Origin of the sequence: Streptomyces sp. NRRL S-455, from assembly GCF_000717875.1 — a bacterium.
Lineage (GTDB): Bacteria > Actinomycetota > Actinomycetes > Streptomycetales > Streptomycetaceae > Streptomyces.
Genome location: NZ_JOCT01000006.1, coordinates 110253 through 135761 on the forward strand (window position 1 = coordinate 110253; position 25509 = coordinate 135761).

Genomic DNA, 25509 nt, shown 5'->3' on the forward strand with positions numbered 1-25509 from the left:
ATGCTCCAAGGCCGCCCGAGAATGCTTTCAGGGCATTACTTCAGAAGGCCGATTGCGTTTATCGCGCTCTGTTTTGATCAGGTTCCGGTACCTACAATCCCGTCCACATCTTGAGCTCAGCCCAAGCGTCAAGGAGGACGAATGGCGGGGCTTTCTCTCTCACAACAGTCGGGCCATCCCACAGACCTCGCAGCCGCCGTACTGACCGATGGCAACCGCGTCCTCGTCGTGGTCATCGCGATCGTCGCCCTGGCGGCACTGGTGCTCGCGGGGGTCCTGGTACGCCAGGTACTCGCGGCCGGCGAGGGCACCGACAGCATGAAGAAGATCGCGGCGGCGGTCCAGGAAGGCGCGAACGCCTATCTGGCACGCCAGCTGCGCACGCTCGGAGTATTCGCCGTGGTCGTGTTCTTCCTGCTCATGCTGCTGCCCGCGGACGACTGGAGTCAGCGTGCCGGACGATCGGTGTTCTTTTTGATCGGAGCGGCGTTCTCGGCGGCCACCGGCTATATCGGCATGTGGCTCGCCGTACGCAGCAATGTGCGCGTCGCCGCGGCGGCGCGTGAGGCGACTCCGGCAGCAGGCGAGCCGGAAAAGGATCTGACCACCGTCTCGCACAAGGCGATGAAGATCGCATTTCGCACGGGCGGTGTGGTCGGCATGTTCACGGTGGGCCTCGGCCTGCTCGGCGCGTCCTGTGTGGTGCTGGTGTACGCGGCCGACGCGCCGAAGGTGCTCGAGGGCTTCGGCCTCGGTGCCGCGCTGATCGCGATGTTCATGCGGGTCGGCGGCGGCATCTTCACCAAGGCCGCCGACGTCGGCGCCGACCTGGTCGGCAAGGTCGAACAGGGCATTCCGGAGGACGACCCGCGCAATGCCGCGACCATCGCCGACAACGTGGGCGACAACGTCGGCGACTGCGCGGGCATGGCGGCCGACCTCTTCGAGTCCTATGCCGTCACCCTGGTCGCCGCGCTGATCCTGGGCTCGGCGGCTTTCGGCGACGCCGGGCTCGGCTTCCCGCTGCTGGTGCCGGCGATCGGTGTGATCACGGCGATGATCGGCATCTTCGCCGTGGCGCCGAGGCGCTCCGACCGCAGCGGCATGAGCGCCATCAACCGCGGGTTCTTCATCTCCGCGGTGATCTCGCTCGTGATGGTGGCGGTGGCCGTCTACGTCTACCTGCCGGCCAAGTACTCAGAGCTCGACGGTGTCACCGACGCCGCGATCCAGGGCAAGGACGGCGACCCGCGGATCCTCGCGCTCGTCGCGGTGGCCATCGGCATCGTGCTCGCCGCCCTGATCCAGCAACTGACCGGCTACTTCACCGAGACCACCCGACGGCCGGTTCGGGACATCGGCAAGACATCGCTCACCGGCCCGGCCACCGTCGTCCTCGCCGGTATCTCCGTCGGTCTCGAATCCGCCGTGTACACGGCCCTGTTGATCGGGCTCGGGGTGTACGGGGCGTTCCTGCTCGGCGGCACGTCGATCGTGCTGGCGCTGTTCGCGGTGGCGCTGGCCGGCACCGGCCTGCTCACCACGGTCGGTGTCATCGTCGCGATGGACACCTTCGGGCCGGTCTCCGACAACGCGCAGGGCATCGCGGAGATGTCGGGCGACGTCGAGGGCGCGGGCGCGCAGGTGCTCACCAACCTGGACGCGGTCGGCAACACCACCAAGGCGATCACCAAGGGCATCGCGATCGCCACGGCCGTGCTCGCGGCGGCGGCGCTGTTCGGGTCGTACCGCGACGCGATCATCACCGGAGCGCGGGACGTGGGCGAACAGCTCGGCGGCGAGGGCGCCCCGATGAGCCTGATGATGGACATCTCGCAGCCCAACAACCTCGTGGGTCTCGTCGCGGGCGCCGCGGTCGTCTTCCTCTTCTCGGGGCTGGCGATCAACGCGGTGTCGCGGTCGGCGGGTTCCGTGGTCTTCGAGGTGCGGCGGCAGTTCCGCGAGCGGCCCGGGATCATGAACTACAGCGAGAAACCGGAGTACGGCAAGGTCGTCGACATCTGCACCAAGGACGCGTTGCGCGAGCTCGCCACGCCCGGTCTGCTGGCCGTGATGGCGCCCATCTTCATCGGGTTCACCCTCGGCGTCGGCCCGCTCGGCGCGTTCCTCGCGGGCGCGATCGGCGCGGGCACGCTGATGGCCGTGTTCCTGGCCAACTCCGGTGGCGCCTGGGACAACGCCAAGAAACTCGTCGAGGACGGCCACCACGGCGGCAAGGGCGGTGAGGCCCACGCGGCGACCGTGATCGGCGACACGGTCGGCGATCCCTTCAAGGACACCGCCGGTCCCGCGATCAACCCGTTGCTGAAGGTCATGAACCTGGTGGCGCTGCTCATCGCGCCCGCGGTGATCCAGTTCTCCTACGGCCCGGACAAGAGCATCGGGGTACGGATCCTGATCGCTGCCCTCGCGTTCGTCGTGATCGCCGGCGCGGTCTACGTGTCAAAGCGGCGCGGGATCGCGATGGGTGACGAAGGCAACGCCGAGCCGAAGCCCAAGTCGGCGGACCCGGCGGTGGTTTCTTAGGGAGGGTTCCCAAGCCCCAGCTCAAGGTGCGGGCGGGCGGCGCGCGTTGACGCGTCGCCCGCCCGCTCTGCGCGGGTACACGTTCACGCCGTGAGCCTTCTCTCGCTTGGCGCAAAAGATTACGAAACGGTCTTAATGGATGCTCGGCGTGCGGTTGCCGTGCATCTGGCGTGTATGTTCCGGGGCCGAGAGCCATGGAAGGGACCAAACCGGTGAACAAGAAGCTCGCGGCCGCACTGTCCGGCGGTGCGGTACTGGTACTGGCGCTGTCGGGGTGTGGCGGCGACGACAACGAGAAGCTGGACTCCTGGGCCAAGGAGGTCTGCGACGCAGTACAGCCGCAGGCCAAGAAGATCGAGTCGGCCAATGCCTCGATCCAGAAGGAGACCTCGGACAGCAGCAAGCCGGAAGAGGTCCAGAAGACCGACGCGCAGGCCTTCCAGGACATGTCCGACGCGTACAAGGCCATCGGGTCCGCGGTGACCAAGGCCGGGCCGCCGGACGTCGAGAACGGCAAGAAGAAGCAGCAGGACGCGGTCAAGGAGCTCAACTCGATCTCCGCCGCGTACGCCTCCCTGAAGAAGCAGGTCGACGACCTCGACACCAAGGACCAGGGCAAGTTCGCGGACGGCCTCAAGGACATCGCCACCGAGCTGGACAAGCTGGGCAAGAGCGGGAACGACGCGCTCCGGACCCTGGAGGAGGGCGAGGTCGGCCAGGCGATGGCCCGCCAGTCCACCTGCAAGGCGGCGACGGCGCCGGCCACGCAGAGCTGAGGTCCACCCCGAGCTGAGGGGCGCGCACACCACCCGGCACGGGCACGCGCGATACCCGTACCGGCGGCCACAATGGGGGGCGTGAGTAACGCCAGCCAGTCACCCCTGTCCCCGCTGCCCGCCTCCGACCGCCCCGAAGCCGCCGACCGGCTGAGGGACGCCCTGCTCCACGCCTCCTTCACGGCCGACGGACTGCTCGAGCTGCTCGGTGCGCCCGCGTACGCGGCACTGGCCCGGAGCGAGACCGTGCCGGCGCTCCGGGCGACCCGCGGGGACACGCCGCCGGAGGCGCTCGTGCGGCTGTTCCTCCTCCAGCAGCCCGTGCCGCAGGCGCGCGTGGCGGACGTCCTGCCCGTCGACGCCTGTCTGGAGAGCGGCTGGCTGACCCGCGTCGGCGGGGACGAGATCGCCGCCACGGTGGACGTCCGTCCGTACGGCGGGCCCGGCGGCGAGGACTGGTTCATCGTGTCGGACCTGGGCTGCGCGGTCGGCGGCGCCGGGGGGATCGGCCGGCGGGACGAGGGGGTCGTCCTGGGGGTCGGCGGCGCCTCCATGACACTCGCCGGCATCACCGTCCGGCGGCCCGCGGCCGCGGCGCTCGACCTGGGCACCGGGTCCGGGATCCAGGCGCTGCACGCCACCCGGCACGCCACCCGCGTGACGGCCACCGACCTCAATCCGCGCGCGCTGCACATGACGGCCCTCACGCTGGCCCTGTCCGGTGCCCCGGCGGCCGACCTGCGCGAGGGTTCCCTCTTCGATCCGGTCCGTGACGACGAGACGTACGACCTGATCGTCTCCAACCCGCCGTTCGTGATCTCGCCCGGTGCCCGGCTCACCTACCGCGACGGCGGCATGGGCGGGGACGATCTGTGCCGCACGCTCGTTCAGCAGGCGGGCGATCGCCTGAACGAGGGTGGGTTCGCGCAGTTCCTCGCCAACTGGCAGCACGTGGAGGGGGAGGACTGGCAGGAGCGGCTCCGGTCATGGGTGCCGCGCGGCTGCGACGCGTGGATCGTGCAGCGCGAGGTGCAGGACGTCAACCAGTACGCCGAGCTGTGGCTGCGGGACGCGGGCGACCACCGCGAGGACGCGGCGGAGTACCAGGCCCGGTACGACGCATGGCTCGACGAGTTCGAGGCACGCAAGGTGAAGGCCGTCGGATTCGGCTGGATCACCCTGCGCAAGGCGGGCGCCGCCGTGCCCTCCGTCACGGTGGAGGAGTGGCCGCATCCGGTGGAGCAGCCGCTCGGCGACACCATCCGGGCCCACTTCGACCGGCTCGCCTACCTGCGCGACCACGACGACGCCGCCCTGCTCGAAGAGCGCTTCCGGCTCACCGCCGAGGTCGTGCAGGAGCAGGTCGGGCTGCCCGGTGCGGAGGACCCCGAGCATGTCGTGCTGCGCCAGAACCGCGGTATGCGCCGGGCCACCCGGGTGGACACGGTCGGCGCGGGCTTCGCGGGCGTGTGCGACGGCACGATGAGCGCCGGGGTCATCCTGGACGCCATCGCCCAGCTGGTCGGCGAGGACCCGGTCCTGTTGCGCGACCGCACCCCGGCGCAGATCCGGCTGCTGGTCGAGCAGGGGTTCCTCGAGCCGGTCCGCTGAGAGGCTCCGGGGAAGACCGCGGGGTCGTCTTCGAGGGGCGTCTCGGAGGGGCTCGCCAATAAATTCGAGTCGATTTGAACACCTCGTCCGAACGGGCTGTGAAGGGCCGGACGCCGCCGGTCCACGGCCGTGTCGACCCGTCGTTCACCTCTGGTTCGCCTGCCCGCCGCCCGCGCGTGTCAGCCTCCCGGGGCTGGGGAGACGCGGACACAGGAAAAGGGGCACGGCGGGCCATGGAGAGCGAACCGGCGATCTTCGCGGGAACGGTGTTCTCCCTGTTCGGAGGGGGACTGCTGGCGTGGACCGTGACACGCGTGCGCCAGCACCTGCCCGTCGCCCACGGTGTGAGGCCCGTCGCATCGGCGACCCTCGCGAGCGTCGTCGCGGTGCTCGCCCTGGCGGCCGGAGCCTGGTGCTTCACCCGCCTCTGAGGCCCGGGTCGGCGGCGTTCCCGCCCGTGACCGAGAGGTCGCACTCCGCATAGGGGCGGGTCTTCTCCCGGTACTCCGGGCGGCAGGAATGGTGGTAGTCGGGTTACCGTTCGAGTGGCCGTTGCGGGCTTTTCCCGTTTGACACGGGGGCGGGCTGTACCGTCACACTCCGCAGCGTCACCACACGACCCAGCCCCGGGAAGAAGCCTGGGGAGGCCCCAGCGTCGACCGGAGAGAAGAGCGAAGTTGTCCCCGACCAGCGAGACCGCACAGGGCGGCCGCCGACTCGTCATCGTCGAGTCGCCTGCCAAGGCGAAGACGATCAAGGGCTACCTCGGCCCCGGCTACGTAGTCGAAGCGAGCGTCGGGCACATCCGCGACCTCCCCAACGGCGCCGCCGAGGTGCCCGAGAAGTACACCGGCGAGGTCCGCCGCCTCGGTGTGGACGTCGAACATGACTTCCAGCCGATCTATGTGGTCAACGCCGACAAGAAGGCACAGGTCAAGAAGCTCAAGGACCTGCTGAAGGACTCCGACGAGCTCTTCCTCGCCACCGATGAGGACCGCGAGGGCGAGGCCATCGCCTGGCACCTCCAGGAGGTGCTCAAGCCCAAGGTCCCGGTCAAGCGGATGGTCTTCCACGAGATCACCAAGGCCGCGATCCAGGCCGCCGTGGCCAACCCGCGCCAGCTCAACCAGAAGCTCGTCGACGCCCAGGAGACCCGCCGCATCCTCGACCGCCTCTACGGCTACGAGGTCTCGCCGGTCCTGTGGAAGAAGGTCATGCCGCGGCTGTCCGCGGGCCGTGTCCAGTCGGTCGCCACCCGACTCGTCGTCGAGCGGGAACGCGAGCGCATCGCCTTTCGTTCCGCTGAGTACTGGGACCTGACGGGCACCTTCGCGACCGGCCGGGCCGGCGACCCGTCGGACCCGTCGTCGCTGGTCGCGCGCCTGCAGTCGGTCGACGGCAGGCGGGTCGCGCAGGGCCGCGACTTCGACTCCCTGGGACAGCTGAAGAGCGCGAACACCCTCCACCTCGACGAGGCGAACGCCCGCGCCCTGGCCGCCGCCCTGGAGCAGACGCGGTTCGCCGTGCGCTCCGTGGAGTCCAAGCCCTACCGCCGCTCGCCGTACGCCCCGTTCCGTACGACGACGCTGCAGCAGGAGGCCAGCCGCAAGCTCGGCTTCGGCGCGAAGGCCACGATGCAGATCGCGCAGAAGCTGTATGAGAACGGCTACATCACCTACATGCGTACGGACTCCACGACGCTGAGCGACACGGCGGTCGCCGCCGCCCGCGCCCAGGTCACCCAGCTGTACGGCGCCGACTACCTGCCGCCGCAGCCGAGGACGTACGCCGGGAAGGTCAAGAACGCGCAGGAGGCCCACGAGGCGATCCGCCCCTCCGGCGATCGTTTCCGCACTCCCGCCGAGACCGGACTGACCGGCGACCAGTTCAAGCTGTACGAGCTGATCTGGAAGCGGACCGTCGCCTCCCAGATGAAGGACGCCACCGGCAACAGCGTCACGGTGAAGATCGGCGGCACCGCGGCCGACGGCCGGGACGTCGAGTTCAGCGCCTCCGGCAAGACGATCACCTTCCACGGCTTCCTCAAGGCCTACGTCGAGGGCGCCGACGACCCGAACGCCGAGCTTGACGACCGTGAGCGCCGGCTGCCCCAGGTCAGCGAGGGCGACGCGCTGAGCGCCGAGGAGATCACGGTCGACGGGCACGCCACCAAGCCCCCGGCCCGCTACACCGAGGCCTCCCTGGTCAAGGAGCTGGAAGAGCGCGAGATCGGCCGTCCGTCGACGTACGCGTCGATCATCGGCACGATCCTGGACCGCGGCTACGTGTTCAAGAAGGGCACGGCCCTGGTGCCGTCCTTCCTGTCCTTCGCCGTGGTCAACCTCCTGGAGAAGCACTTCGGGCGGCTCGTCGACTACGGCTTCACCGCCAAGATGGAGGACGACCTCGACCGCATCGCCCGCGGTGAGGCGCAGTCCGTGCCGTGGCTGAAGCGGTTCTACTTCGGCGAGACGGCGTCCGACAGCGGCTCCGCCCCGGGAGCCCCGGGTGGTGCCGCCGACGCCGGCAACGGCGACGGGGACCACCTCGGCGGTCTCAAGGAGCTGGTGACCGACCTGGGCGCCATCGACGCACGCGAGGTGTCGTCGTTCCCCGTGGGCAACGACATCGTGCTGCGGGTCGGCCGCTACGGGCCCTACATCGAGCGCGGCGAGAAGGACACCGAGCAGCACCAGCGCGCCGACATCCCGGACGACCTGGCGCCGGACGAGCTCTCCGTCGACCTCGCGGAGGAACTGCTCGCCAAGCCGAGCGGTGACTACGAACTGGGCACGGACCCGGCCACCGGCCACACCATCGTCGCCAAGGACGGCCGCTACGGACCGTATGTGACGGAGGTCCTCCCCGAGGGCACCCCGAAGACGGGCAAGAACGCGGTCAAGCCGCGCACGGCGTCCCTCTTCAAGACGATGTCCCTGGACACCGTCACCCTCGACGACGCCCTCAAGCTGATGTCGCTGCCGCGTGTCGTCGGCACCGACGCCGAGGGCCAGGAGATCACCGCGCAGAACGGCCGCTACGGCCCGTACCTGAAGAAGGGCACCGACTCGCGCTCGCTCCAGTCCGAGGAGCAGCTCTTCACGATCACGCTGGAAGAGGCGCTGGCGATCTACGCTCAGCCGAAGCAGCGTGGCCGGGCCGCCGCCAAGCCGCCGCTGAAGGAGCTGGGCACCGACCCGGTGAGCGAGAAGCCGGTCGTCGTCAAGGACGGGCGCTTCGGGCCGTACGTCACCGACGGCGAGACCAACGCGACCCTGCGCTCCGGCGACAGTGTCGAGACGATCACGCCGGAGCGCGGCTTCGAGCTGCTCGCCGAGAAGCGTGCGAAGGGCCCGGCGAAGAAGACCGCGAAGAAGGCGGCCAAGAAGGCACCGGCCAAGAAGACGGCAGCGGCGAAGAAGACCGCCGCGAAGAAGACCGCGGCCAAGAAGACGACGACCAAGACGACGGCGAAGAAGACGACGGCGAAGAAGACGGCCGCCAAGACGGCGACCGCCGCCAAGTCGGCGGAGGACTGAGGCCCGTCCGGGACCTGTTCGGAAACCGGGCGGCCAAGGCCCGGATCTTCGCCACAGGTTCGGAAAGCGAACGCCCCGGCACCACTTCGGTGCCGGGGCGTGCGCATGCCAGGCCGGGCTCTCCGGGGTGTCGGCGGCGCCCGATAGGCTGAACGCATGACGCGAGCCGAGCACCCAACGGGCCCTCAGCCGGCCCCCGACGACGCCCTGGTCGCGGACTCCCGCGAGCGTGCCGTCCGCGCCCTGCTGCGCCGTCCGCAGTTGAAGCGGTTGTGGAGCGCACAGCTCGTGGGCGGTGTGGGCGACACCCTCGCCCTTTTCGTGCTGGTCCTCCTCGCTCTCCAGGCGGCTGTCGTCGAAGCGTCGTTCGGGGGCGGCTACCGGGGCGTGGCGTTCGCAGTGGCGACCGTTTTCGGGGTGCGCATCCTGGCGACGCTCCTGTTCGGCGCCGTGCTCCTCGGTCCGCTCACGGCGCTCACCTCGCAGGACGGCCCGCTCGACCGCCGCTGGACCATGGTCGGCGCGGACGGGCTGCGCGCGGCGCTGCTCATCGTCGCGCCGCTGTGGATCGACTGGACCCCCGAGGACGCGCTCGCGGTCCTCCTCGTCACGGCCTTCGTGACCGGAGTCGCCGAGCGGTTCTGGGCGGTGTGCCGCGAGAGCGCGGCCCCCGCGCTGCTGCCCGCCCCACCGCCGGAAGGCGCGACGGTCCGCCCGCTGCCCGACCACATGGACGCCCTGCGCCGCCTGTCGCTGCGAACCGGCTTCGTCGCGATCCCGCTCGCGGCCGCGGCGCTCGTCATCGCGTCCCTGTTCAACAACCTGCTGGGCGCCGGCATCGACTGGTTCGGCCAGCACCAGGCGGCCCTCGCCTCCTACGTGGCGGCCGGGCTGTTCGCCGCGTCCCTGTCCGTGCTCACCTTCCTCGAGGTGCCCGGCACCCGCACCCCCCGCGCACGGTCACCGCTCGAGGGGCTGCGCCGCCCGAAGAGCACCACCGGCGCAGACAAGGGCCGCACCGGCGCGATGACGCTGCTGGTGCTGGCGTGCGCGGCCGTCGCCGCGGCGGTGTCGGCCGCCGTCGCCGTGGCCGTCCTGCACGCCAAGGACCTGGGCGGCGGCCCGGTGCTGTACGGGCTGTTCGTGGGCGCGCTGACCGGCGGTGTCGTCGTCGGCATCCGCAGGGCGCCCGCCCTGCTGCCCGCCTTCCCGCGCCGCCGGCTGCTCGCCCTGGCGATCGCCTTCACCGGTGTCGCGCTGCTGGCCGCCGGGCTCGTCCCGGACGTCACCACCGTGCTGCTGATCCTCGCGCTGGCCGGCGTCGGCGCGGGCACGGCCGCCAACATCGGGCACATCCTGCTCGACCAGGAGACCGAGGAGTACCGGCGGGCCCGTACGACGGAGCACCTGCACGCGGTCGTCCGGGTCTGCGTGGCGCTCGGCGCGGTGATCGCCCCGCTGGTCGCGGCGGGCATCGGTCCGCACCGGCTGGAGAGCGGCAAGTTCGTCTTCGCGCACGGCGGCGCGGCCTTCACCCTGATGCTGGCCGGTGCCCTGCTGCTGCCGGTCGCCGTCCTGGTGCTGGCCAAGGTCGACGACCGTTCCGGTGTCCCGCTGCGCCAGGACCTGAGGGACGCGCTGCTGGGCGGCGACCCGGAGCAGGCGCCCGCGGCGTCCGGCTTCTTCATCGCCCTGGAGGGCGGCGACGGAGCCGGGAAGTCCACGCAGGCCGAGGCGCTCGCCGAGTGGATCCGCGGCAAGGGCCACGAGGTCGTGCTGACGCGCGAGCCGGGGGCGACTCCGGTGGGCAAGCGGCTGCGGTCGATCCTGCTGGACGTGTCGAGCGAGGGTCTGTCGCACCGCTCGGAGGCCCTGCTGTACGCGGCCGACCGGGCCGAGCACATCGACACCGTCGTACGGCCCGCCCTGGAGCGCGGCGCGGTCGTCATCTCGGACCGCTACATCGACTCGTCCGTGGCCTACCAGGGCGCGGGCCGGGACCTGTCGTCGACCGAGATCGCCCGGATCAACCGCTGGGCCACGAACGGACTCGTGCCGCATCTGACCGTCCTGCTGGACGTCGCGCCGGAGACCGCGCGCGAGCGGTTCACGGAGGCGCCGGACCGGCTGGAGTCGGAGCCCGCCGAGTTCCACGCGCGGGTGCGGGCCGGTTTCCTCACGCTGGCCGCGGCCGACGCCGGGCGGTACCTGGTGGTGGACGCGGGCCAGGAGCCCGAGGCCGTCACGACCGTCATCCGGCACCGGCTCGACCAGGTGCTGCCCCTGTCCGAGGCCGAGATCGAGGCCCGGGAAGAGGCGCGGCGCAAGGCCGAGGAGGAGGCCCGCCGTAAGGCCGAGGAAGAGGCCGCGCGCAAGGCCGAGGAGGAGCGCCTGGAGCGCGAGCGCCAGGAGCAGCTGGCCAAGCTGCGCGCCGAGGAGGAGGAGCGCAAGCGGCGCGAGCTGGAGGAGGCACAGCGCCGCGAGGCCGAACGGCAGGCGGAGGAGGCCCGGCGGCGCGCCGAGGAGGCCCGCAAGAAGGCCGAGGAGGAGCGGGCGCGGCTGCTCGCGGAGGAGAAGGCCCGCGCCGAGGAGGAGGCCCGGCGCAAGGCCGAGGAGGAACGGCGCCGCAAGCAGGCCGAGGAAGAGGCGCGGTTGCGTGCCGAGGCCGAGGCACTCCGCCTGGAGAAGCAGCGCAAGGCCGAGGAGGCCCTGAGGCGGGCCGAGGAAGCGCGGCGTCTGGCGGAGGCGGCGGCCGCGGCGGCGGAGGCCGGGCCGACGAACTCCGCCCAGCCGAGCGCCTCCGGTCCGGCGGCCGGCCAGGACGCGGCGACCGTCCCGACACCCGTGGTGAAACCGGAGAACGCCCCGGGCCGGTCCCCGGCCGGGTCCGACGCCGAGCGGACCGCCGAGCTGCCGAAGCCGCCGGTGCCGCCGGGGGCGGGGGAGGAGACCGAGGTGCTGCCCGCCGTTCCTCCCGGCGCGGCGGACGACACGGCCGTGCTGCCTCCCGTCCGGCCGGGGGACGCCGAGGAGACGGCCGTCCTGCCGCCGGTACGCGGAGACGAACCGACGGACCGGGTGCCGCCCGGGTACTTCCGCAAGGACACCCCGGCCGCCAGGCCCGACGGCACCGATGACCGTACGCGTGAGCTGCCCCAGTTGGACGCCGAGGGGAGGCCGCGCCGGCGGTCCGACTGGGCCGAGGAGACGCCACTGGACGACCTGCCCTCGCTGGCGGACGAGCTGCTGGGACCGCACGACGACGAGCCGGACGAGGGACGGAACCGCCGGGGGAGGGGCCGGGGCCGCTGAGGCCCCTGCCCGTTGTCAGTGGTCCCTTGTCAGGGTCCGTTGTCAGCGGCCCGTGGCGCTGGTCCCTTGTCAGCTGTCAGCTGTCAGCGGTCCGCTGTCAGTGGTCACCCGCACAATGGATCTCGCAGCGGCAGTACGGTCCGGGAACGCGGACGTGACGGAAGGGCGGCGTGACCCATGACCGTGTGGGACGACCTCGTCGGGCAGGAGAGGGTGAGCGAGCAGCTGGACGCTGCCGCTCGGGACGCCGACGCCCTGGTCACCGCGGCCGCGGCCGACGCCCCCCCGCCCGAGGCGTCGAAGATGACGCACGCATGGCTGTTCACGGGCCCGCCCGGGGCCGGGCGGAACCAGGCGGCGCGGGCGTTCGCGGCGGCGCTGCAGTGCGTCAGCCCCGACCGGGCGCTCGGCGGAACCCCCGGCTGCGGCTTCTGCGAGGGATGCCACACCGCGCTGGTCGGCACGCACGCCGATGTCACGACCGTCGCCGCGGTCGGCACCCAGATCCTCGCCGACGACATGCGCGACACCGTCCGCAAGTCGTTCACGTCGCCGGCCAACGGCCGCTGGCAGGTCATCCTCGTCGAGGACGCCGAGCGGCTGAACGAGAAGTCGGCCAACGCCGTCCTCAAGGCTGTGGAGGAACCCGCCCCGCGCACGGTCTGGCTGCTGTGCGCCCCCTCCATCGAGGACGTCCTGCCGACCATCCGCTCCCGCTGCCGCCACCTGAACCTGAGCACGCCGTCGGTCGACGCCATCGCCGACATGCTGGTACGCCGTGAGGGCATCGAGCCGGACGTCGCCGCGGCGGCGGCCCGTGCGACCCAGGGCCACGTCGACCGGGCGCGCCGTCTGGCCACCGACCCGGCCGCGCGCGAGCGCCGTGCCGCCGTCCTGAGGCTGCCGCTGCGCGTCGAGGAGGTCGGCGGCGCGCTCAAGGCCGCGCAGGAGCTCGTCGACGCGGCCGCCGAGGACGCCAAGCAGCTCGCGGAGGAGACGGACGCCAAGGAGACCGAAGAGCTGAAGGCCGCCCTCGGCGCGGCCCAGGGCGGCCGGATGCCACGCGGCACGGCAGGCGTGATGAAGGACCTGGAGGACAAGCAGAAGCGCCGCAGGACGCGCACGCAGCGCGACAGCCTCGACCTCGCCCTGACCGACCTCACGGCCTTCTACCGCGACGTGCTCGCCCTCCAGCTCGGCTCACGCGTGGCCATCGCCAACGCGGACGCCGAGGACGCCCTTGAGCGGCTCGCCCGGGGCAGCTCCCCGGAGTCCACGCTCCGCCGCATCGAGGCCATCGCCGCGTGCCGCGACGCCCTCGACCGCAATGTGGCACCGCTGCTGGCGGTGGAGGCGATGACGATGGCACTCAGAGCGGGCTGAGGCGCTGAGGCCACTGAGCCGGCGGCCGAGGCGGCCGAGGCTGCTGAGTCGGCGAAGACCCGGCACGACTGCGGCGGGCCGAGCCGACCGGCGGGCACGGGACCCCCGGACCCCAGGCGCACTCGGGTTGACCTCGTCACCCGTACGAGGCACGACACGCACGCACGGCGTTCATCCCGTCGCCCAGAGTTACGCTCGCTGGATGGACACAAGGCGCACCTCCCGCACCGCCTCCGGCACCGTCTCCGGACCCGCTCCCCACCCCGTAGACGCCGTCCGCGCCCACCGCGGGATCCACAGCGGAGCCAGGACCGCGATCGGTCTCCTCGCCACGGCCGCTCTGCTCGTCTCCGCGTGCTCCGCCGGGAGCTCGTCGACGTCCGCCAACGCGGCGGAGGCGGCGGACCTGGGCGCGTTGCCCCGGTCCACACCGGCGGCACTCACCCGGTACTACGACCAGAAGCCGGCCTGGCGCGGCTGCGGTGTCCCCGGCTACCAGTGCGCCACCGTCAAGGCGCCCATCGACTACGCCGAGCCGTCCAAGGGCGACGTCCGGCTCGCCGTCACCCGCAAGAAGGCCACCGGCCCGGGCAAGCGGCTGGGCTCGCTGCTCGTGAACCCCGGCGGGCCGGGCGGCTCGGCGATCAGCTACGTCCAGTCGTACGCCGGCATCGGCTATCCGGCCGGGGTCCGTGCCCGCTACGACATGGTGGCGGTCGACCCGCGCGGCGTGGCCCGCAGCGAGCCCGTCGAGTGTCTGGACGGACCGGACATGGACAGGTACACGCGGACGGACATCACGCCCGACGACGGGAGGGAGACGAACGGGCTGGTCAAGGCGTACCGGACATTCGCCGAGGGCTGCGGCGCGGACTCACCCAGGCTGCTGCGCCACGTGTCCACGGTGGAGACGGCCCGGGACATGGACATCGTGCGGGCGGTGCTCGGCGACGAGAAGCTGAACTACGTCGGCGCCTCCTACGGCACCTTCCTCGGGGCGACCTACGCCGGGCTCTTCCCGGGCCGGGTGGGCCGACTGGTCCTGGACGGCGCGATGGACCCGTCACTGCCGGCCCGACGGCTGAACCTCGAACAGACCGCGGGGTTCGACACGGCGTTCCGGTCCTTCGCCAAGGACTGCGTGCGCCGGGCCGACTGCCCCCTGGGCAGGCCGGGCACCCCGCCCGAGCAGGTCGGCCGGAACCTCAAGGCGTTCTTCGAAAGGCTGGACGCGCGGCCGGCGCCCACGGGCGACTCCCACGGCCGCCGCCTCACCGAGTCCCTCGCCACCACCGGCGTGATCGCGGCCATGTACGACGAGAGCGCCTGGCAGCACCTGCGCGAGGCGCTGACGTCCGCGATGAAGGAGAACGACGGCGCCGGGCTCCTCGTCCTCTCGGACAGCTACTACGAACGGGACGCCGACGGCGGCTACAGCAACCTGATGTTCGCCAACGCCGCGGTCAACTGCCTCGACCTGCCGCCCGCCTTCGCCACCCCGGACGAGGTGCGCAAGGCCCTCCCCGCGTTCGAGAAGGCGTCCCCGGTCTTCGGTGAGGGCCTGGCCTGGGCCTCCCTGAACTGCGCGTACTGGCCGGTTCAGGCCACAGGCGAGCCGCACCGCATCGAGGCGAAGGGCGCGGCACCCATCGTCGTGGTCGGCACCACCCGCGACCCCGCGACGCCGTACCGCTGGGCCCGGGCCATGGCCGACCAGCTCTCCTCGGCCCGCCTGCTCACCTACGACGGCGACGGCCACACGGCCTACGGCCGCGGCAGCTCCTGCATCGACCGCACGATCAACGCCTACCTCCTCCGCGGTACCCCGCCCAAGGACGGCAAGCGCTGCTCATGACCCCCGCCCCAGCCCCTTCAGGCCCGCCTCCGGGGCTGGTACGGAGCACCCTCGGAAACTGTGTAGACTTACCGTCGTTGCTGATCGCACCATGGTGCGGACAGCGCGCCGCCTTAGCTCAGATGGCCAGAGCAACGCACTCGTAATGCGTAGGTCTCGGGTTCGAATCCCGAAGGCGGCTCCATGGTAAACCCCAGGTCAGGCCTCTGACCTGGGGTTTTCTTTATTTCGTTGACCTTGGAATCCGGGCCAATCGGACACCCGTGGTCTACGCATCGCAATGCGTAGGTCGCATTTTGGTGCATTGCACCCTCGGGATGGTCTCGTTGGCAGTGGCTCCGGTGGACAGCCGGTGGACGGGCGTGCGTGCTGTTCCGTCAGAATGCACCAGTGGCTCCCGGATCACGCCGGGAGTTTCAGCGGGCGGGGGAGGAGGGCGGGAGTCGTCCTGGTTGGCATCGGGAACCGTCCGGTCGGCCTGCGGCTCGCCCTTCGGCCAAGCCTTGCCTGCCGATCCACATCGTCCGCAGCCCCGCCGCCGGTCCACCCGCGACATCGTGCTCGGGACTGTCGCCGATCATCCATCCGCCGGCAGCCAGATCCGTCCCGCACCGTTCGGCGGCCAGCTCGTGCTGGTTGTCGGCCATCCCGTTGCTGACGATGCCCACCCGCCAGCCCGACGCCCGGAGCTGCGAAAGACCTTCCGGCACCTCAGGGGCGCACCGAACCAGCTCCGGCATCCGGGCCCGGAACCCCGCCCATAACTCCTCGGCGGGCTCTGCCAGCCCAAAGTGTTCCCGGACCGCGCGGAAGAACTGATCACGAGGTCCGTGGCCTTGCCCGTCAGCGGCCTTCAGCCAGGGCACCGCCTCGTATCCGAGCCCGCGCTCCTCAGCGAACTCCCTCGCCCGTGCCGTGAACGCCGACTGCCGGTCCACCAGGGTGTTGTTCAGGTCGAAGAACACCAACCACTGCACTGACGCCAACCGTGGCCCGGCGTGACAGGCCGCCGACCGGAAACTCATCCCGTACCTCTCACGCGTTTCTGGGTGACGCTGCTGTCGAGGCGGACTTCCAGGGCCCCGGGCATGGGGGCGTCGGCTCCCCGCCCCGTAAGCAGCCGGGTTGCCTCGAGTCCATCGCGCCGGGCGATGAGAACGCCGAGTTCGTGACGGCTGAGGGCGTCCGCGCCGGCAAGGTGGAACATCCCGGCCTGATCGGACACGGCGAGTTCCCGCAAAGCGGAGGCGAGGTCTTCGACGTTTACCGGGCAGCGGATGTCGTCGGTGAACAGGACGCCATCACGGGTGCCGGCAACCAGGGCGTGGGCCCTGCGCTCGTGCACAGATCCGCCCTGCCCGATGATCGACGAGGTGCGAGCGACCGACGCGGTCGGCGCGAGCAGCCGCACAGCGGTCTCGGCGGTGGCTTTTGCAGCACGAACCTCTGCAAGGGCATTCTGCGCGCGGGTCGCCTGTTCGAGCATCGGATCGGCCCGCCTGGCCCGGGCGACGGCCGGCGATGACTACCCGTGCAGAATCCGCGCCGGGCATACCGCCCCGACCGGCTTGCCGTGTCCGAGGACGGGGGCGGTGGCGAGTTCGGTGAGGGTTTCGTCGGCGTCGGTGTCGACGCCGAGCCGCCGTAGTGCGGCGATCATGACGACGGGGCGAGCGCGGTGGGAGCCGTCGGCGATCTTCAGCGAGATCGACGAGCCGTCGGGGAGTGCCATCGCGTAGACGCCTTCCGCGCCTTCTTTGGCGACCGATCCGGGAAGTGCGCCCATGAGCCGGGTCACGTCCCGGCCGGTTCCGCCGACGTATGCGGCGTGTGTGTTCATCGCGAGGGCGACTCGCCGCTCCAGCGAGCCGGGCGGGCTCGTCGCCAGCTTGGCGAACGCCCGGGCCAGGCCCCGGTAGCCGATGGCGAACAGCGGAGCTCCGCAGCCGTCGACGCCGGTCGCGGTGGCCCTTTCGCCGGCCAGGTCCTCGATCGTCTCGCGCAGCGCGCGCTGGAGCGGGTGGTGCGGGTCCCGGTACGTCGCCGTGTCCCAGCCGTTGGCGGCGCAGGTGGCGAGCATCGCGGCGTGTTTGCCCGAGCAGTTCATCGTCAGTGGGGTCGGGCCCTTGCCCTCGGCAAGGTGGGCGTGGAGGGCGGCTTCGCCGATGGGCAGGGCGGCCGTGCACTGCAGTGTCCCGGTGCCGAGCCCCGCGTCCTTGAGGATTCTGCGCACACCATCGAGGTGGAAGGCTTCGCCGGAGTGGCTTGCGCAGGCCAGTGCCAGCAGTTCGCCGTCCAGGTCGAGTCCGGCGCGCAGCATGCCGAGCGCCTGAAGGGGCTTGGCGGCCGACCTGGGGTACATGGGGCGGTCCGGCTCACCGACGCTCAGCACGGGCTGGCCGTCCGGCCCGGCCGCGTGGACCGTTCCGTGGTGCACCGATTCGAGGAAGTCTCCTCGCCAGACCTCAGCCACCACAGCGTGCATGGCGCGCTCCTTCCTGTTCGGCCGTATCTGCCGAGCCACTCAAGTGTTAACAGTTATCACCTTGCCACCGCCCGCGTCGATGTCGCGGGAGGGTATTGACAGACTCCGTACAGCCCCTGTCCACTGTCGAATGTCAACACTTTGCTGCTGCAGTCGACGGCACAATACGCGGCGATTGACCAGCGCACACCTTGAACGGACGGACGGCACACATGCCCGACACCCTTGAGCGCGGCCTCGCCGTCCAGCTCGCCGAGACGCTTCGCGAACGCCTCCTCAGCGGTGAGATCGCCTCCGGGACCCGGATCAACGAGGTCGAGATCGCCCGCGAGTTCAGCATCAGCAGGGGACCCCTGCGCGAGGCGATCCGGCAGCTCGTCAGCGAGGGCCTCCTGGTGCACCGCCCCAACAAGGGCGCTGTCGTGTTCGAGGCCCAGCCGGACGAGGTCGAGGCGCTCTTCGAGTTGCGCTCGGCACTCGAGACCGCCGCTGCGCGCCTGGCCGCCGCACGGCGCGACCGCAAGGACATCGCCGCGCTGCGCCGCGCCTGCGAACGGTCGAGGAAACTCCTCGCCGTGGGCCGCGAGTTCGCCCACCGCATGGACCTCGACTTCCACCGCGCGCTGCTCGCCGCGGCCCGCAGCCCCCGCATCACCGAGCAGGTGTGGCGGGTGCATCAGCAGATCATCGTGGTGCGCGGCCGGCACGACGTGGCCGCAGCGCACACCGACGCCTCGCTGACCGACCACGAGCAGATCGCGGAGGCCATCGCCGAGGGGCAGGTCGACCGTGCCGCCGAACTGATGGAGCTGCACCTTGACCGTGTACGGCTGCAGATGATCACGAGCATGACGGGCACCGACGCCCCCCGCGACTGACGACCCCCCGTCTCGCGCCGCCGGCCTCCCTCACCACTCCCCACCGTTTCTTTCTCCACGCCACGCTTCTTTTCCCTGCCCTCGCACCCGGCTGCCGGCATGTCCGGCTTTGAGGAGCACCGTCCCCATGTCCGAAACGCCTGTCGCCGACGTCGCCACGGCGTCGCCACGCCGCCGCCCGCGCCGCACACCGACACTGTTCGAGGCGGCCCTGCCCATCGTCCTCATGCTGGTGATCGTCGTCCCCGGCTCGATCTGGCTCAGGCTCAACCCGGTCGTCCTGCTCATAGTCGCCGGCTCGTGTGCGGGGATCATCGCCTGGCGATTGGGGGTGACGTGGGAGGAGATGCTCCATGGCATCCGCGAGAAGATCGACTCGGCGATGCCGGCGCTGCTCATCCTTGTCGCCATCGGCATGCTCATCGGCACGTGGACGCTCAGCGGCACCATTCCGATGATCGTGGACTTCGGACTGCAGGTCATCCAGCCGTCCTGGATCGTCCTGGTGTCGTTCCTGATCACCGTGGTGGTCTCCACGATGACCGGTACCTCGTGGGGCTCGGTCGGCACGGTCGGTGTCGCGCTCATGGGCGTCGCCACGGGGCTGGGAGCGTCGCTTCCGATGACCGCGGGCGCGATCGTGAGCGGCGCCTACTTCGGCGACAAGATGTCACCGCTGTCCGACACCACCAACCTCGCGCCGGCGGTGGCCGGCTCCACGCTCTTCGAGCACATCCGCCACCTCTTCTACACCACCCTCCCGGCGGCCGGAGTCTCGGCGGTCCTCTACTTCGTCCTCGGCCTGGCCCAGCACACCGACGGGCACGCCGCCGCCCGCTCAGACGCCCTGCTGACGGTGCTCAACCACGCCTTCGACTTCAACGTCCTGCTCCTCCTGCCGCCCCTGGTGGTGCTGGTGGGCGCGCTGATGAAAAAGCCTCCGGTGCCGACGATCGTGCTGTCCTCGGTGGTCGCGGCCGTCCTGGGCATGGCTGTTCAGGGCTTCACGATCCACGACGTCAGCGACGCCGCCGCGACGGGCTTCAACGTGACGATGCTGGCCGGGCACGGCGTCGACCCCTCCCACCTGCCCGATGCCGCCGGCGTCCTGCTCAACCGTGGCGGGATGACCTCCATGGCGCAGACCATCCTCATCGGCCTGGTCGGCTTCGCCCTCGCCGGGATCCTCACCGAGGCGGGCTGCATGGACGTCCTGATGCGCCGCCTGCTGCAGCGAGTGCGGCGCACCGGCGGCGTCATCCTGGCCACCGCCGTCTCCTCGCTCGGCACGGCGATGGCCATGGGCGTGTCGTATCTGGCGATCCTGATCCCCGGCCAGGCGTTCAAGGACGTCTACCGAGAGCGTGGGCTCGCCGCCAAGAACCTCTCGCGGACGCTGGAGGACTCCGGCACGGTGTTCGTCCCGCTGGTGCCGTGGACCGAGGCGGGAATGTACATGTCGACGACGCTGGGCGTGGCGACGGTCGCCTACGCGCCCTATGCGTTCCTCAACTACCTGGGCGTGGTGTTCGCGCTCATCTGCGGCTTCACCGGATTCGGCATCGCCCGGATCACGACGCCCGACAACGCCGCGAAGTAGACGTCGAAGGCCCTCGTCCGCCCGTCTCGTCAGGCCGATGGCCACGCAAGGCGAGCCATCCCGCCGCTTCAAAGGCGGAAGGGGCGCCGACGCCTCCAACCCGCAGGCCGACGCCCTGATGGCCTCGTGCCGCCGCGCCGGGGCGATCGAGGTGCTCGGCCCGGGCGACGCCGGCCACGACACGCACGTGGACCGCGCCTGGGGCGAGATGGCAGCGCATCCGCCCGGGACCACGTGTCCGCGACAGGAGGCCGCAGCCGAGTCGGATACGGCCTCCTGTCTGCTGTCGCACGCCTCTCGCCCGACGTGCGGGAACGGTGGAGCGCTGCGTTACCTCAATGTAACAGTTGATACATCTAGGCATCTAATCGAGTCGGATGTAATGTCCAAGTCATTCGACGGCCGCCCGCGCCGTCGCCCGCCAGCCCGTCGAGAAGGACCTGACCGTGAAGCTGACCTCCTCGAACCGCCGCACCATCGTGGCGGCCATGTCCTGCGCGACCGCGCTGCTCACGCTGTCCGCCTGCTCCGGCAACAACGACGACGGCGGCACGCAGGCGGCAGCCGGTGGAAAGTTCACCATCGCCGGCAAGGTCGTCGAGCAGGACGCCGCGCTCCACAAGCTCCTGCCGGACGCCGTCAAGAAGTCGGGCATCGTCCGTGTGGCGACCGACATCCCCTACCCGCCCTTCGAGATGTACACCGCCGCCGGCAGCACGGAGATGACGGGTCTGGACTACGACCTCGGGCAGGCACTCGGAGCCAAGCTCGGCGTTCGCTTCACCTTCTCGGCGCAGAAGTTCGACGGCATCGTGCCGGCCCTGCAGGCAGGGAAATTCGACGTGGCCATGTCCGCGATGACGGACAACAAGGAACGGCAGCAGGTCGTCGACTTCGTCGACTACACCCATTCCGGCTCGGGCATCCTGGTCGCCGACGGCAACCCGGAGAAGATCACCACGCTGGACGACCTGTGCGGGCGCAAGGTCGCCGTCCAGGCCGCGACCAACCAGCTCAAGCTCCTCACCGCCCACCAGGCGGCGTGTGCCAGGTCCGGCCGAGGCAAGGCCGACATCGAGACCTTCCCCAAGGACTCCGACGCCCAGCTGGCTCTCAGGTCCGGGAAGGTCGTCGCCGACGTGCTCACCAAGCCGGCTGCGGGCTGGATCGCCAAGACCGCCGACGGCGGCAAGGCCTTCGACCTCGTCGAGGACCCCAAGGCCCCCGGCGGCTACAACGCCTCGCCCAACGGCATCGCGGTCAGCAAGCGGTTGCCCCAGCTGACCGATGCGATCCAGAAGGCCCTGCAGGCACTCATCGACGACGGCACACTCACCGAGATCTGCGACAAGTACGGCGTCGGCTCGATCGCGGTCGACAAGGCCACCCGGAACGCGGCGGTGGACTGATGCAGACCAGCACCCAGCCGCCGCCGCACGCGGCGGCCGAACAGCCCGCGGCACAGGATCTCGAGGTCGTCCCCGTCCGCCACTACGGCCGCTGGGCGGCCGCCGTCGCCGCGACCACGGCCCTGGCCGGACTGATCGGCTCCCTCGCCCGGAACGCCAACGTCCACTGGGACGTGGTGGGCCACTACCTCTTCGCCGGCCTGATCTTCGACGGCCTGGGAACCACCCTGTGGCTGACGGCCGCCGCCATGGTGCTCGGTCTCGGCCTTGGCACCCTGATCGCCGTCATGCGTCTGTCGGCCAACCCGGTGCTCTACGGGCTGTCCTCCCTCTTCGTGTGGTTCTTCCGCGGCACCCCACTGCTCGTGCAGATCATCTTCTGGGGCTACGCCGCGGCCCTCTACAAGTACGTGTTGATCGGCATCCCCTTCACCGACATCACCTTCTTCCGGGCCGAGACCAACTCCCTGCTCACACCCTCGGTCGCGGCCCTGCTCGCCCTGGGACTCAACGAGGCGGCCTACGCCAGTGAGATCGTCCGCGCCGGCATCCAGTCCGTCGACGCCGGACAGGCCGAGGCCGCGCACTCGCTGGGCATGCGGCCGGCCATGACCATGCGCCGCATCGTGCTCCCGCAGGCGATGCGGGTCATCGTCCCGCCCATGGGCAACGAGACCATCAACATGCTCAAGATGACCGCCCTCGTGTCGGTGATCGCCGCCCACGACCTGATGTCCAACATCCAGGACGTCTACGCACAGAACTACCAGGTCATTCCTCTGCTGGTGGTGGCGAGCGTCTGGTACCTGGCCCTGGTGAGCGTACTGAGTGTCCCGCAGGCCTGGCTGGAGAGGCGTTACGGCCGCGGCAGCGCCGGAGCCGGCCCCACCTCTCCCTTGCAGCGCATGTTCCTGGGGGCCGCCGCGGCCCTGCGCGGGAAGGAGGGGGGCCGATGAGCGCTCCCATGGTTCACGCCGAGGGCGTGCGCAAGCACTTCGGCCGGCTTCAGGTGCTCCAGGGCATCGATCTGACCGTGGAGCGCGGACAGGTGTGCTGCCTGCTCGGCCCCTCGGGCTCCGGCAAGTCGACGTTTCTGCGCTGCATCAACCATCTGGAGAAAGTCGACGGCGGACGCCTGTCCGTCGACGGGCAACTGGTCGGCTACCGCCAGGACGGCAACCGGCTGCATGAACTGCGCGAGCGCGAGGTCGCCGAGCGCCGACGCGACATCGGCATGGTCTTCCAGCGCTTCAACCTCTTCCCCCATATGACGGCACTGGAGAACGTCGTCGAAGCCCCGGTCAGGGTGGCGGGCGTCAGCCGCGCCACCGCCCGAGAGGAAGCGGTCAGGCTGCTCGACCGGGTGGGACTGAAAGACCGGGCCCACCACTATCCGGCCCAGCTGTCGGGCGGCCAGCAGCAGCGTGTGGCCATCGCACGCGCCCTGGCGATGAAGCCGAAACTGATGCTCTTCGACGAACCCACCTCCGCGCTCGACCCGGAACTGGTCGGCGACGTGCTGGAGGTGATGCGACAACTCGCGGACGACGGGATGACCATGGTCGTGGTGACCCACGAGATCGGCTTCGCCCGGGAAGTGGCCGACACGGCCGTCTTCATGGACGGCGGCACCGTGGTGGAGGCGGGCAGGCCCGCCAAGGTACTGGTCGACCCCGAACACGAGCGCACCCGCGTGTTCCTGTCCAAAGTCCTGTGACCGCCGCGGTACGCCCGCACGCCACCGCCCTGCTGGCGCTGGTGGGAAAGCGGGAATCCGGCTTCGTGAACGATCTGGCCCAACTGGTGGGCATCGACTCCGGTTCCTCCAGTCCCGACGGGGTCAACAGGGTCGCGGACTGGGTGGACGACCGGCTCACGACTCTGGGCTTCACCGTGGAGCGGGTCGCGCTGCCCGTGACCGCCGACGGGCAGCGTGTCGGTGACGTGCTCGTGGCCCGCAAGGCGGGTGCCCTGTCCGCCGCGCAGGGCGGGCGCCGCGTGCTGCTGGCGGCCCACATGGACACCGTCTTCGAGGACGGCACCGCCGCGCTGCGGCCGTTCACCACCCGCGACGGACTCGCTCACGGTCCCGGGGTGTGCGACGACAAGGGTGGGCTGCTCGCCGGTCTCACGGCGCTCGACGTGCTCGCCGAGGCGGGCGTGGACGCCTACCGGGAGCTGGTGTTCCTGGCCACGCCGGACGAGGAGATCGGATCACCGGGCAGCCGTCCGGTGACCGAGCGGATCGCCCGGGAGAGCGATGTCGCCCTCGCCCTGGAGTGCGCTCGGGAGAACGGCGACCTGGTGAGCGCCCGCAAGGGCGTCGCGGACTTCCGCGTCACCGTCACAGGCCGGGCCGCACACGCCGGCATCGAACCGGAACGTGGAGCCAACGCCGCCTTGGCCGCGGCCCACCTGATCGTTGCGCTGCAGGGCCTCAACGGCCGATGGGACGGGGTCACGGTCAACGTGGGGGTGGTGCGTGCGGGCACCCGGGCCAACATCGTCTGCCCGGAGGCGGAGCTGCGCGTGGAGGTCCGCTCGGCCACCGCGTCGGGCATCGATGCCGCACGTGACGCCATCACGACCGCGGCATCACAGCCGGGTGTGGCCGGCACCAGCGCGCACGTCGAGCAGCTGGACTTCTGTCCCCCCATGGAGTACACGCCCGCCGCCCGCCGGCTGCTGGCCACGGCCTGCGAGCTGGGGACCGAACTCGGCCTGCCCGTCCGTGCCACCACCACGGGCGGCGTCGGCGACGCGAACATCATCGCGGGCGCGGGCATACCCGTACTCGACGGGCTGGGCCCCGTCGGCGGCGCCGACCACTCCCCCGAGGAGTGGCTCGACCTGGGCTCTGTGCACCGGCGCGTGGCCCTCCTCGCCTCGCTCATCACGGCGGTGGGCGACGGCCGCACCTGACGGCCGGCGCCCGGTGCTGCGCAATGCACGCGGCTCGTGTGAGCCGGCGGCGCTGGTGCCCGGGGCAGGACGCCGGTGCGCCGACCTCCCTGATCGGCGCACCGGCCACGGGTTAGGCTCGTCGGCGTCGACCGCGCTCCACCCGGTCCGAACGCCGCGGGAAGGAAGACTGACAGGATGGCCACTGGCGTTCTGGCGGACGAGATCCGCCACAAGCTCGGCGAACTCAGTCCGGCCGAACGCAAGGTCGGGCGCGTGCTGCTGGCCGCGTACCCGTCCGCCGGCTTCGAGACCGTGGCCGCCATCGCCGAGCGCGCGCAGGTCAGCGCCCCCACCGTGCTGCGGTTCGTCTCCCGCTTCGGCTTCCGCGGCTTCCCCGACTTCCAGGCGGCGCTGCGGGCGGAACTGCAGGAGCGCAACGCCTCGCCGCTGTCCCTGTACGACGCTCCCGCCTACGGCCGTCCCGTGGAGGAGGGAACCGACCAGGGAAGCCTGCTCGACCGCGCGGGGAGGATCTTTCCGAGCGAGGTGGCCAAGACGCTGGCGGAGCTCCCGCCGCATGACCTCGACCATGCCGTCCGCCTGCTCGCCGACGCCAGACTGCGCGTCACGCTCGCCGGAGGCCGCTTCACACACCTGCTCGCGCAGTATCTCGGACTGCACCTGATGCAGCTGCGGGAGGACGTGCGGTTCCTGCCCGACCGCAGCGTGGAACGCACCGCTGCCCTGGCCTCGCTCGGCCGCCGTGACCTCCTCGTGCTTTTCGACTACCGGCGCTATGAGGCGGACAAAGTCGCGATGGCCGAACTCGCCAGGGCGCGAGGCGGAAAGGTCCTGCTCTTCACGGACGCTTGGCTCTCCCCGGTGACCGGCCGGGCCGACGTCACGCTGCCCTGCCGGGTGACGGCGCCCTCTCCCTACGACAGCCTGGTGCCGACCCTCGCGGTCATCGAGACGGTCGTGGCCGCGGTGGTGGAGGCTCTGGGCGAGGCCGCCCACGACCACTTGCGCCGCGCCGAGGACATCGCCCAGAACATCGGCCTGGTATGACGTGAGCCGGTCCGGGTGGTGCGTGCGTCACCTTCTTTCGTGCTACCGGGAGGTTCCTCCGTGGAGGAACCTGCTGGCGGATGGCTTGTAGAGGTCCGACAGTGACCTCCGCCCTTCTCTCCGACCGGTCGACAGCATCGCC

The 25509-nt window shown here is 70.9% G+C and carries 18 protein-coding genes and 1 tRNA gene; 16 read left to right on the plus strand and 3 right to left on the minus strand.

The annotated features are described in order from the left end of the window. Positions 1-141 precede the first annotated feature (141 nt). From IE97_RS0111130 to IE97_RS0111170, 9 genes are all read left to right on the plus strand, one after another. On the plus strand, positions 142-2547 hold the full coding sequence (locus IE97_RS0111130) for a sodium-translocating pyrophosphatase (protein WP_030235846.1): 2406 nt from the start codon (positions 142-144) through the stop codon (positions 2545-2547). Between the two features lie 194 nt (positions 2548-2741). Continuing rightward, the gene (locus IE97_RS0111135; RefSeq protein ID WP_030235849.1) at positions 2742-3323 is read left to right on the plus strand and encodes a hypothetical protein; all 582 of its coding nucleotides are present in this window, start codon (positions 2742-2744) and stop codon (positions 3321-3323) included. Between the two features lie 72 nt (positions 3324-3395). Further along, the gene (locus tag IE97_RS0111140; protein ID WP_030235853.1) at positions 3396-4934 is read left to right on the plus strand and encodes a N5-glutamine methyltransferase family protein; all 1539 of its coding nucleotides are present in this window, start codon (positions 3396-3398) and stop codon (positions 4932-4934) included. Between the two features lie 233 nt (positions 4935-5167). Beyond that, positions 5168-5365, plus strand: coding sequence for a hypothetical protein (locus IE97_RS0111145; protein ID WP_030235857.1), 198 nt, complete (start codon positions 5168-5170; stop codon positions 5363-5365). Positions 5366-5611: 246 nt separating this feature from the next. Further along, positions 5612-8473 (plus strand): type I DNA topoisomerase, encoded by a 2862-nt coding sequence (topA, locus tag IE97_RS0111150; protein WP_030235859.1) that lies wholly within the window; start codon positions 5612-5614, stop codon positions 8471-8473. 156 nt (positions 8474-8629) lie between these two features. Further along, positions 8630-11785, plus strand: coding sequence for a dTMP kinase (gene tmk / locus IE97_RS0111155; protein WP_030235862.1), 3156 nt, complete (start codon positions 8630-8632; stop codon positions 11783-11785). Between the two features lie 177 nt (positions 11786-11962). Next, positions 11963-13168: a DNA polymerase III subunit delta' gene (locus IE97_RS0111160; protein WP_030235865.1), complete on the plus strand. Its 1206-nt coding sequence runs from the start codon at positions 11963-11965 to the stop codon at positions 13166-13168. A 202-nt stretch (positions 13169-13370) separates the two neighbouring features. After that, positions 13371-15023: an alpha/beta hydrolase gene (locus IE97_RS0111165; RefSeq protein ID WP_078603173.1), complete on the plus strand. Its 1653-nt coding sequence runs from the start codon at positions 13371-13373 to the stop codon at positions 15021-15023. Positions 15024-15130: 107 nt separating this feature from the next. Further along, a tRNA-Thr gene (locus tag IE97_RS0111170) sits at positions 15131-15207 on the plus strand. A 232-nt stretch (positions 15208-15439) separates the two neighbouring features. Here the strand turns inward: IE97_RS0111170 and IE97_RS0111175 are convergent. The 3 genes from IE97_RS0111175 to IE97_RS0111185 are packed head-to-tail and all read right to left on the minus strand — an operon-like array spanning position 15440 to position 17508. Next, a complete protein-coding gene (locus IE97_RS0111175; protein ID WP_234310706.1) occupies positions 15440-15988 on the minus strand; it encodes an HAD family hydrolase in 549 nt (182 codons plus the stop codon). A 56-nt stretch (positions 15989-16044) separates the two neighbouring features. Continuing rightward, a complete protein-coding gene (locus IE97_RS0111180; protein WP_078603174.1) occupies positions 16045-16509 on the minus strand; it encodes a sugar nucleotide-binding protein in 465 nt (154 codons plus the stop codon). A gap of 39 nt (positions 16510-16548) precedes the next feature. Continuing rightward, entirely contained in the window at positions 16549-17508 is a 960-nt protein-coding gene (locus tag IE97_RS0111185; RefSeq protein WP_030235877.1) for an asparaginase, read from the minus strand. A gap of 212 nt (positions 17509-17720) precedes the next feature. Here IE97_RS0111185 and IE97_RS0111190 point away from each other — a divergent pair, with 212 nt between their 5' ends. The 7 genes from IE97_RS0111190 (at position 17721) to IE97_RS0111220 (ending at position 25367) form a co-directional block, all read left to right on the plus strand. Then, positions 17721-18386 (plus strand): GntR family transcriptional regulator, encoded by a 666-nt coding sequence (locus IE97_RS0111190; RefSeq protein ID WP_030235882.1) that lies wholly within the window; start codon positions 17721-17723, stop codon positions 18384-18386. 127 nt (positions 18387-18513) lie between these two features. Then, a complete protein-coding gene (gene nhaC, locus IE97_RS0111195; RefSeq protein ID WP_030235885.1) occupies positions 18514-19986 on the plus strand; it encodes a Na+/H+ antiporter NhaC in 1473 nt (490 codons plus the stop codon). A 446-nt stretch (positions 19987-20432) separates the two neighbouring features. Further along, complete coding sequence (locus IE97_RS0111200; RefSeq protein WP_234310680.1) at positions 20433-21395, plus strand: ABC transporter substrate-binding protein; 963 nt, start codon at positions 20433-20435, stop codon at positions 21393-21395. Then, positions 21395-22351, plus strand: a complete 957-nt coding sequence (locus IE97_RS0111205) for an amino acid ABC transporter permease (protein ID WP_051704920.1) — start codon at positions 21395-21397, stop codon at positions 22349-22351. The genes IE97_RS0111200 and IE97_RS0111205 overlap by 1 nt, the downstream gene beginning before the upstream one ends. Beyond that, entirely contained in the window at positions 22348-23112 is a 765-nt protein-coding gene (locus tag IE97_RS0111210) for an amino acid ABC transporter ATP-binding protein (protein WP_030235901.1), read from the plus strand. The genes IE97_RS0111205 and IE97_RS0111210 overlap by 4 nt, the downstream gene beginning before the upstream one ends. Continuing rightward, positions 23109-24317: a M20 family metallopeptidase gene (locus IE97_RS0111215; RefSeq protein ID WP_051704921.1), complete on the plus strand. Its 1209-nt coding sequence runs from the start codon at positions 23109-23111 to the stop codon at positions 24315-24317. The genes IE97_RS0111210 and IE97_RS0111215 overlap by 4 nt, the downstream gene beginning before the upstream one ends. Positions 24318-24494: 177 nt before the next feature. After that, positions 24495-25367 carry a MurR/RpiR family transcriptional regulator gene (locus IE97_RS0111220; protein WP_030235908.1) on the plus strand — a complete coding sequence of 291 codons (873 nt, stop codon included), beginning with the start codon at positions 24495-24497 and terminating at the stop codon, positions 25365-25367. Positions 25368-25509 lie beyond the last annotated feature (142 nt).